Annotated in this window: 11 protein-coding genes and 1 pseudogene; 4 read left to right on the top strand and 8 right to left on the bottom strand. The window is 60.9% G+C overall.

From position 1 onward, the window contains the following. Positions 1 to 4: 4 nt before the first annotated feature. A complete protein-coding gene (locus EI969_RS21910) occupies positions 5 to 2,707 on the bottom strand; it encodes an RHS repeat domain-containing protein (protein ID WP_371926011.1) in 2,703 nt (900 codons plus the stop codon). Between the two features lie 150 nt (positions 2,708 to 2,857). After that, positions 2,858 to 3,631, bottom strand: coding sequence for a helix-turn-helix transcriptional regulator (locus EI969_RS21905; RefSeq protein WP_160389613.1), 774 nt, complete (start codon positions 3,629 to 3,631; stop codon positions 2,858 to 2,860). Between the two features lie 110 nt (positions 3,632 to 3,741). Here EI969_RS21905 and EI969_RS21900 point away from each other — a divergent pair, with 110 nt between their 5' ends. Next, the gene (locus tag EI969_RS21900; RefSeq protein WP_160389612.1) at positions 3,742 to 4,845 is read left to right on the top strand and encodes an extracellular solute-binding protein; all 1,104 of its coding nucleotides are present in this window, start codon (positions 3,742 to 3,744) and stop codon (positions 4,843 to 4,845) included. A 159-nt stretch (positions 4,846 to 5,004) separates the two neighbouring features. Further along, positions 5,005 to 6,132 (top strand): P1 family peptidase, encoded by a 1,128-nt coding sequence (locus tag EI969_RS21895; protein ID WP_160389611.1) that lies wholly within the window; start codon positions 5,005 to 5,007, stop codon positions 6,130 to 6,132. A gap of 29 nt (positions 6,133 to 6,161) precedes the next feature. Here the strand turns inward: EI969_RS21895 and EI969_RS21890 are convergent, their stop codons facing one another. Together EI969_RS21890 and EI969_RS21885 are read right to left on the bottom strand one after the other, a co-directional pair. Beyond that, positions 6,162 to 6,425 carry a hypothetical protein gene (locus tag EI969_RS21890; RefSeq protein ID WP_160389610.1) on the bottom strand — a complete coding sequence of 88 codons (264 nt, stop codon included), beginning with the start codon at positions 6,423 to 6,425 and terminating at the stop codon, positions 6,162 to 6,164. A gap of 18 nt (positions 6,426 to 6,443) precedes the next feature. Further along, positions 6,444 to 7,067 carry a TetR/AcrR family transcriptional regulator gene (locus tag EI969_RS21885; protein WP_160389609.1) on the bottom strand — a complete coding sequence of 208 codons (624 nt, stop codon included), beginning with the start codon at positions 7,065 to 7,067 and terminating at the stop codon, positions 6,444 to 6,446. Between the two features lie 165 nt (positions 7,068 to 7,232). Here EI969_RS21885 and EI969_RS21880 point away from each other — a divergent pair, with 165 nt between their 5' ends. Beyond that, positions 7,233 to 7,673, top strand: a complete 441-nt coding sequence (locus tag EI969_RS21880) for a hotdog fold domain-containing protein (protein ID WP_160389608.1) — start codon at positions 7,233 to 7,235, stop codon at positions 7,671 to 7,673. A 182-nt stretch (positions 7,674 to 7,855) separates the two neighbouring features. Here the strand turns inward: EI969_RS21880 and EI969_RS21875 are convergent, their stop codons facing one another. The 4 genes from EI969_RS21875 to EI969_RS21860 all read right to left on the bottom strand — a co-directional run bounded on the left by EI969_RS21875 (position 7,856) and on the right by EI969_RS21860 (position 12,747). Further along, on the bottom strand, positions 7,856 to 10,345 hold the full coding sequence (locus EI969_RS21875) for a TonB-dependent siderophore receptor (RefSeq protein ID WP_160389607.1): 2,490 nt from the start codon (positions 10,343 to 10,345) through the stop codon (positions 7,856 to 7,858). Between the two features lie 115 nt (positions 10,346 to 10,460). After that, the gene (locus EI969_RS21870) at positions 10,461 to 11,414 is read right to left on the bottom strand and encodes a FecR domain-containing protein (RefSeq protein WP_160389606.1); all 954 of its coding nucleotides are present in this window, start codon (positions 11,412 to 11,414) and stop codon (positions 10,461 to 10,463) included. Between the two features lie 3 nt (positions 11,415 to 11,417). Further along, on the bottom strand, positions 11,418 to 11,927 hold the full coding sequence (locus EI969_RS21865; protein WP_160389605.1) for a sigma-70 family RNA polymerase sigma factor: 510 nt from the start codon (positions 11,925 to 11,927) through the stop codon (positions 11,418 to 11,420). Positions 11,928 to 12,024: 97 nt separating this feature from the next. After that, positions 12,025 to 12,747, bottom strand: a complete 723-nt coding sequence (locus tag EI969_RS21860; RefSeq protein ID WP_160389604.1) for a GNAT family N-acetyltransferase — start codon at positions 12,745 to 12,747, stop codon at positions 12,025 to 12,027. Between the two features lie 280 nt (positions 12,748 to 13,027). Between EI969_RS21860 and EI969_RS21855 the strand changes: the two are divergent. Continuing rightward, positions 13,028 to 13,424, top strand: a pseudogene (locus EI969_RS21855) (copper oxidase); the annotation flags it as partial.

Here is a 13,424-nt window from a genome sequence, read left to right as displayed (position 1 = left end):
CTGATTAGAGTTTCATACCCGCTACCGATAGGTTGTGCGCAACTTGAGGCGGCTTGTTTTCAAGTTTTGAATTTACTCCGCGGTTCATTACCTGAACAACACCACGGGCATTTTCAATCGAAGCACGAATTGAGAACCTCACATCAACGTAAAAATCAACCGCACGAAAAAATTTTTCTCCATCTTCAACAAAATACGGTATCACTTCAGGGTCTTGCCTAAAGCCTGTAGCGACAAGCTTGAAATCATCCATGATTCTTTTGGTTGACTTCCCATTAGGGGTTCCATTTAAAAAAATTTCCATCCTCTCTTCGGAAGTCCCTTCCGCCTCATGCATCACTCTGAGCGTGTCTTGATTGATAACATAATCTCTTTTTAAAACAAAAGGAAGAAATCCAAAAAAATCATTTTCCCGAGAAACAGCAGCGTACTGAAACTTCGCAACATCACTTGCAAAATACTCACGAGTTTCACTCTCCTTAAAGTTGTATTTCATAATCCATTCATATTTATCATATAAATTCCTAAACTCATCCTCCTCACCATATATCGACTCAATTGCCCTCGTATCATAACTAGATGAGTGCTGCATCTTATTAGCAACAAAATCGAGCCGTCTTTTTTCCTGCGCATCCGAAGGGTCATAACGCATATATAAATCAGGATCAAAATTTTTAGTTTCCCCTCCGGTTACAACAATAACTTTGAACGCATACCTCCACAACTTTATGGCGCTTTCCCTGTCCAGACCTTCCTGATCAAAAAACACTACCGGATTATTTTTTACCATTAAGTACCTGTTGAGGTCGGAAACATCACCCGCCGGGTCCGGACAAATCCAGCGTTGCAACCACGGTGCGTAATAGCGGTAGCCATAGTAATAAAGTCCCGTGGCATCCCGCTCCTTGCCCGAGTAGCGAATGGTCTTGTACTTGGCCACCAAGGCACTTTTACCCGCCCAGCACGCCGTGCCGCCAAAGGGGTAATAGTGTTCCCGGGTCAGCACGCCCGCCTCGTCGTCCAGTTCCAGGGTGCTGGAGCCGAGGTGATCGCTGAGGCTGTAGCGCAGTTGATCGTCGTGAACACCAGAGGGCCAATGCAATGTCCGAACATTGCTGCGTCCGGCTTCGATGCTGATGACGTGGTGTTCTTCGCCACCGGCCTGGCGGTGGATTTCCAGACTGGGAAGGTAACGGACCTCGGTACGCAAGGTGCGGCCGCTGGTATGGGCGAACCCCGTTTTGCGCAAGCGGTGGCCGGGGCGGTCGTAGCGGTAGCATTCGTAGTCGTCGGGGTCGGCTTCGCGGTTAACCAAAGTCACGCGGTGCAATTGGTTGCGAATGTCCCAAAGCATGGCTTGCCCGCGCTGCAGTTCCTGTTGATTGCCAGCGGCATCGAAACCCGAGGCGATATCGGGCTCGCCCGGAAACGAACCATCGTCCCGCTGCCCGAGGCTGCGGTTGCTGCTTGCCGAGGTAAACATCGAGAAGCCCGGCGCACCGCTGTGCTGGCGGGTGATCAAGTTCCCACCCCGGTCGTACTCGAAACGTTGGGTGTAATTGCGCCGTTGGTTGGGGTCCAGCGGAGTGGGCAGCAGTGTCGGCAGGGCCGGGCCATGGCTCGGCTGGCTGACTTCCCAGCCCTGGGCTTCGACCAGTTGGTACAGGCTGTCGTAACGGTAGCGGTTGATCGGGTCGATGCGCTGATTGTTGAAATGGGTCACGGGTTGGGACAGGTCATGCAACTCGACGATGTTGCCCGAAGCGTCGTAGACGTAGTTCAGATCCTGCAAGGGGTTCCGGTTGCCGACCGCCGCCACCAGCCGGATCAGCCGGCCGTCATCGGCAGCGTACTCGATGCGGGTCACCACACCATTGCCGGCGGTTTCGCGTTCGACCTGGTCCTGGGCGTTGTAACGGATGTCGCTGACCGGGCGTTGCGGCGGTTTCCCAGGGTCAGCCATTTGCAGCCAGACCACACTCAACTTGCCGGCCACGTCGTAGCTAAAGGTGCGAACGTTGCCCACCGCATCGGTTTGTCGCTGAAGTTCTGCGCCGGGATTGAAGGTGTGGCGGGTGATGAACGATTGAGCTTCCAGCCATGTCTCGCGCTCATCGAGATCCAAGGGCCAATCCGGTGTTTCGAGATCAGAGAGAAAGCGTTGCTCTTCAACCAACACTGCACCTAAAAGCCCGTAGTCAAAGGCGCATTGCGTACCTGCCGGATGATCATGACGGATCAACTGCCCGCAACGGTTGTGCTCGGCGAAAACAGGTCCGGAATCTCCGTAGGTCATGCGCTCCACCACACGCAGTCGATCACCCGCAGCCTGTTCGGTGACAGTGACGGGCCGCTGCTGATCATCAAACTCTGTGTGACGCTGACTGCCGCGTGCATCCCAGAACGAACAGGGCAAACCCATCTGATCCGGCAAACTCAACTGCCACCCGGCATCCACGCTGTCCGTCAGCAACGGTTGCCCGCTCAAGCCGTAGCGCGTGGTCAGGTTCGGTTTCGGTGCCGAGCCCCACAAGCGTGGGTCCCACGACTCGATCAACCGCCCAGCCGCGTCGAAACGTTGCCGGGTGATGCGCGGATCAATCTCCGGGCTGTCAGGATGACGGCAATAGCCGATGCTGCGAACCGTCAGGGCGCGTGGATCGATGACCGACAGCGTCGGTGTCGCGGCGTGGTGGTGAGCGTTCACGGCATTGACGATCCTTCGCTTTGACTGAGGACAGACTGGGCCTTTTTTGGCCGGACCGAAACTGTAAGAAGTTACAGGTCAGCGCCTGTGACATCGCCATGGCGGGCAAAGCTTTTTCCATTCAAGCGGATGAGACGCAGGGCTGCCAATTCAACGCGGCTGCAACACCAGCGCGAACAGCTCGCCATGCCCGTTGACGTTGAGCTTGTGATAGAGGTTGCGCCGGTGCACTTTCACCGTCTCCGGCGAAATGCCCAGTTGCTGGGCGATGGCCTTGCTGGAGAAGCCCTGGAGAATCAAGCGCGCGGTTTCGATTTCCCGCTGCGTCAGGCGTGCATCGAAGCGGTCGAGCAAGGTCGCCAGATCGCCCGCCGGCAGTTCGGCGACCGGCCCTTCCAGCGGCAGCAGATCCAGGTGCCGGCGTATCGCTGACAGCACCCAGTCACGCACGCACAGCAGGCGGCCCTGCTCCTCGAGGCCAAAGCGCACCGAGCGACCGAGGGACAGGCCGAGCACGGCGCCTTCGACGTTGATCATGAACTGCAACTCGTCCCCGCCGACCACCGTCCTGAAGTAACTCAGGTAGTACTCGCTGTGCTGGAACTGGTCGGGCGCCACCGAATCGAGGCTGTGCAAGCCGTCGGCGATGCCCGCACAGGCGGCCTGATAGAACGGGTCGAGCAGGTACATGCCGGCGCGGTAGTCCGCCAGTTCTTCCTGCTCGTCAGCATTGCCCATGGCATCGAAATCAATCAGCAGACGCGGCGCATGGCCCGGGCGCATCAGCGCCACCAGCGCGTTGTCCAGCGGCACCAACAAGCGCAGGGTATCGACCAGCGCCCGCCAGAAGCTCTCCCGCCCCACCGCCGTGAACACCCGCGCCAGCCCCTGGTGCACCGGCAACTCTTTCAACAACGCGTCCACGCACTACCCCTTTTGTGTAACCCATGTTGGGAATGGGTGAAGAGCACCCCGGTCGATACGCTGCAATCTCCTGATTACCACCGGCCGCAACAGGCCAGGAGTGCCGCATCATGAGTCGTCACCGCTCGTATTTCAATCTGGGGTTTGGCGCCAGCCTGGCGGTATCGCTGTCGGCTTTTGCCGTCGAAGCCCCGACGGTGCACGTGTACAACTGGTACGACTACATCGGCCCCACCACCCTGCATGATTTCAAGCGTGACACCGGGATTGTGCCGGTCTACGACACTTTCGACAGCGCCGAAGTGCTCGAAGGCAAGTTGCTCACCAGCCGCAGCGGCTACGACGTGGTGGTGGCCAGCAACTTCAGTTTGCCCACGCTGATCAAGGCCGGCGCCCTCGCCCCGTTGCCCCGTGCGCAGATGCCGGACTTCAAGAACATGGACACCGATCTGCTGGCGAAACTGGCCAACAACGACCCGGGCAACCAGTACGCCGTGCCCTACCTGTGGGGCACCAACGGCATCGGCTACAACATCGACAAAGTGCGCGCGGTGCTGGGCGACAAGGCGCCGGTGGATTCCTGGGACCTGGTGTTCAAGGAGGAGAACCTGGCCAGGCTCGGTGAATGCGGCGTAGCCATGCTCGACTCGCCGTCGGAGATGCTGCCGGTCGCCCTGCACTACCTCGGCCTGCCGCCCAACAGCACCAACCCCGAAGACTACAAGAAGGCCGAAGCGCTGCTTCTCAAGTTGCGTCCGCACATCGCCTACTTCAACTCCTCGAAGTTCATCAGCGACCTGTCCAACGGCAACATCTGCGTGGCGGTCGGCTGGTCCGGTGCGATGCTCGAAGCCAAGACCACCGCCGAGCAGGCCGGCAACGGCGTGAAGATCGCCTACAGCCTGCCCAGGGAAGGCGCCCCGGTGTGGTTCGACACGCTGGTGCTGCTCAAGGACGCACCGCACCCCGAGCAAGGCATGGCCTTCATCGATTACCTGATGCGCCCCGAAGTCATCGCCCCGGTCAGCGACCACCTCAACTACCCCAACGGCAACCGCAGCGCGACCACGCTGGTGGCCGAAGCGACCCGCAGCAATCCGGCCGTCTACCCGTCAGCCGAAGCCATGGCCACCCTGTTCACCCTGCAACCACTGCCGCCGGCTACCGAGCGCGTGCGCACGCGGATCTGGAGCAAGGTCAAAAACGGCCAATAACACACCACTGACCCTGTGGGAGCGGGCTTGCCCGCGATGAGGCCAGCACATTCAACATTGATGTTGACCTATCCACCGCTTTCGCGGGCAAGCCCGCTCCCACAGGTAGAGCATCCGCCCCGCCAATTTTTTCTGCCACGAATCGAAGATGAGAAAACCATGAAACCACGTGCCCGCGACCTGAACATCCAGTTCGGCCAACTGCAACCCGGCCCGCTCAACGCCATCACCGACGTTCCCGGCGTACGGATCGGCCACAGCGATGTACGAGGCCGCACCACCAATGGCCGTGACATCCTCACCGGCGTCACCGTCATCGAGCCGCGCGCCGGTTCCACCAGCCAGCATCCGTGCTTTGCCGGTGTCCATGTGCTCAACGGCAATGGCGACGCCACGGGGCTGGAGTGGATTCGCGAAGCGGGCCTGCTGACCAGCCCCATCGCTTTCACCAACACCCACAGCCTGGGCGTGGTGCGCGATGCGCTGATCGTGCTCGACCGCGAGCAGCAGCCGGATGACGGGCGCCTGTACTGGAACATGCCGGTGGTGCTGGAAACCTTCGACGGCTTGCTCAACGACATCAACGGCTTTCACGTCAAGCCCGAGCACGTGGCCCAGGCCCTGCGCTCGGCAACGGGCGGGCCGGTGACCGAAGGCAACGTCGGCGGTGGCAGCGGCATGATCTGCCACGAATTCAAGGGCGGCATCGGCACCGCGTCGCGACGCCTGAGCAGCGCCCAGGGCGGCTGGACGGTCGGCGCGATTGTCCAGGCCAACCATGGCATCCGTAACGAACTGCGCGTTGACGGCTACCCGGTCGGACGCTACATGGAACAGGTCGATTCGCCGTTCCTCAAGGCCTCGCTGCCCCATCCGGGCATGGGTTCGATCGTGGTCTGCCTGGCCACCGATGCGCCGTTGCTGCCACACCAGTGCACCCGCCTGGCCCAGCGCGCCAGCCTCGGCCTGGCCCGCACCGGGGGCGGCAATGAAGACCACAGCGGCGACATTTTCATCGCTTTCGCTACCGGTAATGATGTGCCACCGGCGGCCTACGAGAGCAAGAAAGCGCCGACCACCGACCACCTGAGCATGGTCAACAACGACCACATCAGCGAGCTGTTCCTGGCCGCCACCGAAGCTGTGGAAGAAGCCATCATCAATGCCCTGCTCGCCGGCGAAACGGCCGAAGGCAACGGGCATGCGGTATCGGGGCTGGATGCCGACACCTTGCTCAAGGCCTTGCGCCGCGCCGGCTGGCCGGGGGATGCGACTAGTGGTACTTGAGTGAAATACTCGGACTTTTTAGGATGAACTTACGCAGTCGCTTGGTTGCTCGACAAGCCGCTGCGTAGGTGGTGAGTGCACTGAACCCCTACCAAGCTCACCGCCTGCTTCATGCGCATCTTGAGCCTCAACGGCTCTACTTCCTCCCCATCAAAGAGCTTTTGAGGCTCTTTTTTTTGCTTGTGAAAATCACACATTTCCTGGGGGAACGGGCTTGCTCCGGGCGGCGATCCGACGAAAAACCGCTGGACTACGCGGTCATTCAGGTAGCCCGCGTTATCGTTGGCGTCCATCGCGAGCAGGGCTCGCTCCTACAAGGGATTTTCATTGGGGCACAGGGAACGCCAGGCCGCCTGCGCCAGCATGTCCCGGTACGCCTTCGGGCTACCCTTGACCCGGCCCGACAGCCAGGCGCGGCAGTAACTGTCGGCCTGGCCGATGATCAACGACAGTAACAACTCCGTCGGAAAACCACCCAGCCCGTCCCCCTGTGCGCCCAGCCATGCCAGCAACTGCTTGTTGCGCGCCTTGTTGCGCGTGGCGAGCTCGTCCTTGAACGGTCCCTTGGTCACGGCAAACCGCGCGTGGTACTGGAACCGCGCCCACTCCGGCTGGCTGTCGACCCAATCCACATAGCTGTGCACCAGCGCGTACACACCAGTTTGAGTGGTGCTTGCCTCAGCCAGGTAGCTGTCGCGCAGACGCGCCTGATCGTCGAGGGCGGTAAAAAACAGCGCCGCCACCAGGCCTTCCTTGTTGCCGAAATGGTGATAGATCGCGCCGACACTGGTGTCGCATTCAGCGCGGATCATTTCGATGGTGGTGGCCTCGATCCCCTGTTCGTTGAACAGGCTCAGGGCCTTTCTGAAGATGTCGCGCTTGAGTTCGGCGCGTCGTCCGGGGTAGCAGCGTTCGAGCAGATCGGCGGTTTCCATGGGTAAAAACAGTCCGCAAAAGTCATGGGTGGAGGCTGGCGCTTGCCAGCGCACAAGTGACGTCAGGTTGACAGATTTCCTTTCGACAGAATACTGTTCCGTTACAGAACATTGTTCTGTTACAGAAGATAATTCTGTAAACGATCATCCTCGAGAGGCAAAAAAATGAGTCAGTTCCTCAGCATGTTCAACAGCGCCGGGCCAGAAGCGTTCAGCAAATTGGCCTGCCAGGTGGCGCCCTACTTCTCCACCATCAATCCGCTGGTCAAGGATTTGCGCAAAGGCTCGGCCACCGTGCACGTGCCGTTTGCCCGGGAAATCACCAATCATTTGGGGACGGTGCACGCGATAGCCATGTGCAACGCCGCCGAACTGGCCGCCGGGATGATGACCGACGTTTCCATTCCCGCCGGCGCCCGCTGGATTCCCAAGGGCATGACCGTTGAATACCTGGCCAAGGCCAAGAGCGATGTAACGGCGGTCGCCGAGGGCGAGGCCGTGGACTGGACCAGTGAAGGCGACAAGATCGTGCCGGTGGACATTCACGATGCCGAAGGCAAGAAGGTGTTCACGGCGCGGATCACCATGAATGTGAAGCTGGCGTGAGCACTGCCCCGGCTCTCGCGGGCAACCGATGACCGTAGGAGCCGGCTTGCTGGCGAAGGCGTCTCCAGAAACGGCGCATGACTTGAGGCTGCCTTCGCCAGCAAGCCGGCTCCTACAGGGGATTTGCGGTGTCACACAAAGATTGTGCGACACCGCGAAGGTGTCAGTCGCGGCGGCAAAAATTACCAGTCGTACGTCATCTCGACCGACGCCACCCGCTCCTGCCCGTAATAGCAACCGAACGAATAGTTGCAGTCCGATACGTATTCACGGTCGAAGATGTTCTGCACGTTCAGGCGGGTCTGCAAACCGCGCAGGCTCGCGTCCAGCTTGCTCATGTCGTAGCTGACGGTGGCGTCATAGACGACCCAGGACGGCACGTCGAACGAGTTGGCCGCATCGCCCGGTTTGCGCCCGGTGTAGCGCGCACCGGCACCGAAGGTCAGGCCGTTGAGGTTGGCCTGGGTGAAGTGATAGTCGACCCACATCGATGCCGATACCGGCGACTGCGCCTCGTTGCGGTTGTCCTGACTGCCCCAGGTGTCCTTGGTGTAGAACGAATCCATGTAGCTGGCAGCCGCCATCACATCGATGTTGTCGAGGCTGGACTTGACCTCCAGCTCGATACCCCGCGAGCGCACTTCGCCGCTCTGGGCCATGTATTCCGGGTACACGACGTCGCCGGTCAACACGTTCTTCTGCTTGACCTCATAGACCGAAGCGGTAATCAGCGTCTTCTCGAACGGCTGGTACTTCACGCCGATTTCGTATTGCTCGCCCTTGGTCGGCTCGAACGCCTTGCCGCCGCGCTCGGGCGCCGCCGTGCCGAGGGTCGGCAGGAACGATTCGGAGTAGCTGACATACGGCGCCAGGCCGAAATCGGTCACGTAGGTCAGGCCCACCCGCCCGGTGAACTGGCTGTCGCGCTTGGTTTCATGGGTGGACGCCAGCAAGTCCTTGTTGTCGATTTCCGCCCAGTCCTGACGGCCACCGATGGTCAGGATCCACTTGTCCAGCTTGATCTGGTCCTGCAGGTACAGGCCGGTCTGGCGCAGGGTGTTGTCCCACTGGGTGGTCAGCGTCGGCGTGACGCTGGCGGTGTCGTAGTTGTTCTTGCCATACAGGTCGACCGGCAACACGTTGTTGGCGTTGTAGCCATCGTACTTGCGGCTGAAATGGCGATAGTCCACGCCCATCAACGTGGTGTGCTCCAGGGCGCCGGTGTTGAATTTGTATTCCAGGTTGTTATCGATGGTGTACGCGATGTTGTGCTGGCGCCAGTCGACCTTGGCGCGGTTGGCCCGGGTGTAGTCGGTCACGCCGTCAGCACCGGTGACAAAGCTGCGCAGGTAGAAACCCTTATAGCGGTCACGCACGTCGGTGTAGCGCGCGCTGGAGCGGTATTTCAGGTCTTCGCTGAAATCGTGGGTGAAGTCGTAGCCGAAGACGTACTGATCGCGCTTGTAATCGTTGAAGTTCGTATCGCCGGAGAAGAAGTGCCGGTTGATCCGCTCACCGTTCGGACCGCGGTCGAGGGAACCGATCCTCGGCAGCGACTGATAATCCGGCACGCCGTCGTCGCGCTGGACCTGCGCCAGCAGGGTCAGGGCCGTGTCGTCGTTCATGTTCCAGGTCAGGCTCGGCGCCAACAGCATGCGCTGGCTGTTGTTGTGATCGACCTGTTCATTGCCCTTGTCGGCGACGCCGACGAGGCGATAGAGGAACTGTTTCTGCTCGTCGAGCGGGCCACTGGTGTCGAAGGCGCCGTTGACCCGGTTGTAGCTGCCCGCACCGAGCTTGACCTGGTTTTGCTGCTCGCTGGTCGGGCGCTTGGAGACCATGTTGATCAGGCCGCCCGGCTGGTTCTGCCCGTAGAGCACCGACGACGGCCCCTTGAGCACTTCGATGCGTTCCAGGGTGTACGGATCGATTTGCGGCGCACCGCCCAGGCTCCCCGCATACGGAATGTAAGCGCCGTCCAGGTACAGCGGCGTCGGCGCGAAGCCACGGCTGGTGATCTCGTCGGCGATCGAATTGCGGTCGGTGAAACCGCCGGTGTTCAGCCCCGGCGTGTAGCGCAGGGCCTGGGTCAGGTTGCGCGCACCCTGGGTTTCCACCTGGTCAGCGGTGACCACGTTGATGGTCTGCGGGATCTCCAGGATCGGCGTGTCGGTCTTGGTGGCGGTGGCACTGCGGGTGGCGACGTAGCCGTCTACCGGACCATAGGCCGACTCGGTCAACGCTCCGGTAATGCTGGTGGCGCCCAACTGCACTGCCGCACCGCTGGCCACGATCGGCAACAGCGAATAGCTGCCATTGTCGTGGCGCACCGCTTCCAGTTTGCTCCCGGCCAACAGCTGGCGCAGGCCGGCATCGACGCTATAGCGGCCCTGCAACCCGGCGGTTTGCTGGCCGTTGGCATGGGCCGGGTCGAAGGAAACGGTCACCCCGGCGATGGAGGCAAACCGGGTCAGCGCTGAACCCAGCGGGCCGGCCGCGATATTGAATTGCGTTTCGACATCTGTTTGCGCCCACGCAGGCGCTGCCACCAGCGTCATCCCCAATGGAACGGCCAGCGCCATCCCCAGCACGGCCGCTTGTACGGCGCGATTCAGCGGTTTGACGGGGGACTGGCGAGGTGAATTGCGGTGTTGGGGATTGCGAGGGGTCATGCAGTTTCCTTTCGCCCGTTGGCAGTGAGTGGCGGCGTCTGTTGCACCTGTAACTACCAAGTCGAACGAGAATCAAAATCAACAACACCCGCGACGAATTTTTTTTCGATCATGCTCAAACCGGTTCCACCGAGACCCAGTAGCGGCTGAACCGACGAATGCGCACGGGCAAGGTGGACGTCAGGTTGTCCAGCACCGTATCGGTATTGCCCAGATGAAACGCCCCGGAAATCCGCAAGGCGGCGACCGCCGGACCACACCCCAGGTGTCCGCTGCGATAACGCTGCAACTGCGCGATGAAGTCGCCCAGGCGCCAGTCGTCGGCCACCAGCATGTCGCGGGTCCAGGCATCGGCCTGGGGATTGGCCGGTTGCAGCGGCTCGATACTGTCCTGGCGAAAACCCAGTTGCTGACCGGCATCGACCCGTACCACCGGCCCCGACAGATTGCTCATGCGCACCTCCACGGCATGCTCCTGCACGCTGACTTCGCTGCGCCCTGCTTCGCTGCGCACCACGAACCGCGTGCCCAGGGCGCGAATGCTGCCTTCGGCGGTGTGCACGATGAAGGGACGCGCGTGGGGGTCGCGGGCGGTTTCGATCTGGATCTCGCCCCTGAGCAACCGTACTTCGCGCAGGCGTTCGCTGTAGCGCACGTCCACGGCTGTCGCGGTGTTGAGTTGCAGTTGCGTGCCATCGTCCAGGCGCATGCGGCGGCGCTCACCGGTGGCGGTGCGCTGATCGGCCATGAGGGTTGGCAGCGCCGTGGTGTTCCAGGCCAGCGTGCCCGCCCCGCCCGCCACCAGCAAGATCGACAACACCTTGAGCACGTCGCGGCGCCTGGCCCGGGCGCTGGTCAGGGTCGACCGGCCGATGGCGGGGTTGATCTGCCCTATCTTGTCCTGCAGGCGCGCCAAGCGTTCCCACGCTTGCCGATGGCGCGGATCGTGTTCCAGCCAACGCTGGTGCGCCGCGCAAACAGCCGCGTCCGACGCCTCGTCGCGCAAGTCGACATACCAGCGCGCCGCGGCTTCGAGGGTGGCGTGGTCCAGTGGATGCGGGTTTGCCACGCCTCAGTCCTCGATCAGCAGCAGGCAGTGGGTCAAGGCGCGCACCGCATGCTTCTTCACTGTGTTGACCGAGACCTGCAAACGCCGACCAATTTCGACGTAACTCAAGCCATCGAGCTGCGCCAGCAGGAAAATTTCCCGAGTGCGCTCGCCCAGGCCATCGAGCAGGCGGTCAATCTCCATCAAGGTCTCGATGATCAATTCGCGGGTTTCCGGCGACACCGCCACGGGCTCGGGGATGGCCGCCAGGGTTTGCAGGTACGCCTGCTCCAGCGCCCGCCGACGGAACGAGTCGATCATCAGGCTGCGGGCAATGGTGCTCAGGTAGGCACGCGGCTCGCGCAACTCGAGGTTCTTGCGTTGAGTGAGCACGCGAATGAAGGTGTCCTGGGCCAGGTCCGCGGCATGGTCGACGCAGCCAAGCCGTTTGCGCAGCCAGCCGCACAACCAACCGTGATGGTCCTCGTACAGCCTGTGCACGGAGTGTTGCAGCGAGAGATCAGCGGATGACATGGAAACGACCCGTCACAAGAGTTATTTGATAATGACTCTCATTTTCTTCGAAGCCGGCACCGTTTGGCAAGACCGCTGAAATCCGCCGGGCAATCCCTCAGACCAGACGCAACCGAGGGCCAGTCGCCGGCACCGCATCGTCACCCAAGCGCTCGCGCACACACTCATTGGCCTTGCGCGTCAACTGGTCGAGGTGTCGGTCACGCTGTTTCTCCGCATCGGTCATGGCGCGCTTGCCGTGCTTTTGCAGCAGGTAGGCATGAATCTGCCGCACCTCCAGCGAGCTGTAGATCGACGCCACATCCAGCAACGCCATCAAGCCATCGGTGACGTGGTCGCGGGTGTTCATCAACACCTGGGTCGCACGCACGCCCACGACCTGAAAGCCCATCGCCTCGAAATACGGCACCTTGGCCACCGCGCAGGTCAGTTCGGCATGGGGATAGCGGCCGACCATTTCCCGCAGCATCCGCCGGGCCACGCCCTGGCGCCGATACTCGGCCTGTACCGCCATGTACGCCACGCCGCACGCATCGGGATCGTCCTGCACCGGCAGGTACAGCAAAAAGCCCAGGACCTTTTCCGGGTCGTCTTCGTCGGTGGCGACGATCAACTCCACGGCAATGCCTTTTTCACCGTTCAGCGCCTGCAGATACAGGTGCACCTCATAGCCGATCGCATATTGATAAAGGTTGTACAGCAGGTTGCTGGGCGGGATCGCGACCATGCTGACGTCGGTCAGGTTGTCGACCACCATCTGCAGGATCTGGCTGTTGATGTGCTCGGGGCACGGGGTCTTGAAATGGCTGATCAGGGGCATTGCGATGACAGGCTCCGGGGTCGAGGGCTGCCTATGATAGCGCGCCTGATACCTGCGGTCCGAAGGGTGATGGTGGCGTGACAGGTGACTGGGGAAATGGGTGGGTGAAGGCCCCCGGTTTTGAGGATTGCCACCCACTGCGGCGCTTCAGTTACAACCTTCAATATCTTGAAACAATTCAAACTCCAGCTTCCCGCGGATGTTGCAGCGCTTGGCACAGCTATTGCGTTGACCGTTTTGCGTACGTCAGCCACATCGGCGCGCCCCCGAGGGAAACACTATGAAAAGCATGCCTGACCTCAAATCGCTTGGCTTCAGCAAACCGGGCATCGCCGTTGTGGTGCTCATCAACATCAGCCTCGGCACCGTCAACGCCGCACCGCTGGACGACGTCGACTATCCGCCTCCTACAGATCCTTCAGCGTATACCAATCCTGCGGCCGACCCCAAGGCCGCACTGGATGGCTTGCTGACCATGCCACCCACCAACCTGGGTTCCATCGCCTATCCCAATGGAGTGTATGGCAACCGCGGCACGCCAACAGGCGATAACGTGCTGCCGCCCGCCCTGCAGACATCGTTCAAGATCCCCACCAACGGCAAGCCCAGCCCGTTGTTCGGGGCCTTGCCGTACACGCAACAACTGCTGCTGTTCGAAGAATTCGGCACGGAAAAAC

Origin of the sequence: Pseudomonas sp. PB101 (assembly GCF_009764265.1) — a bacterium.
In the GTDB taxonomy this organism is placed as follows: Bacteria; Pseudomonadota; Gammaproteobacteria; order Pseudomonadales; family Pseudomonadaceae; genus Aquipseudomonas.
Note: the sequence above shows the minus strand (reverse complement) of the source record. Positions and strands in the feature narration are given on the sequence as shown.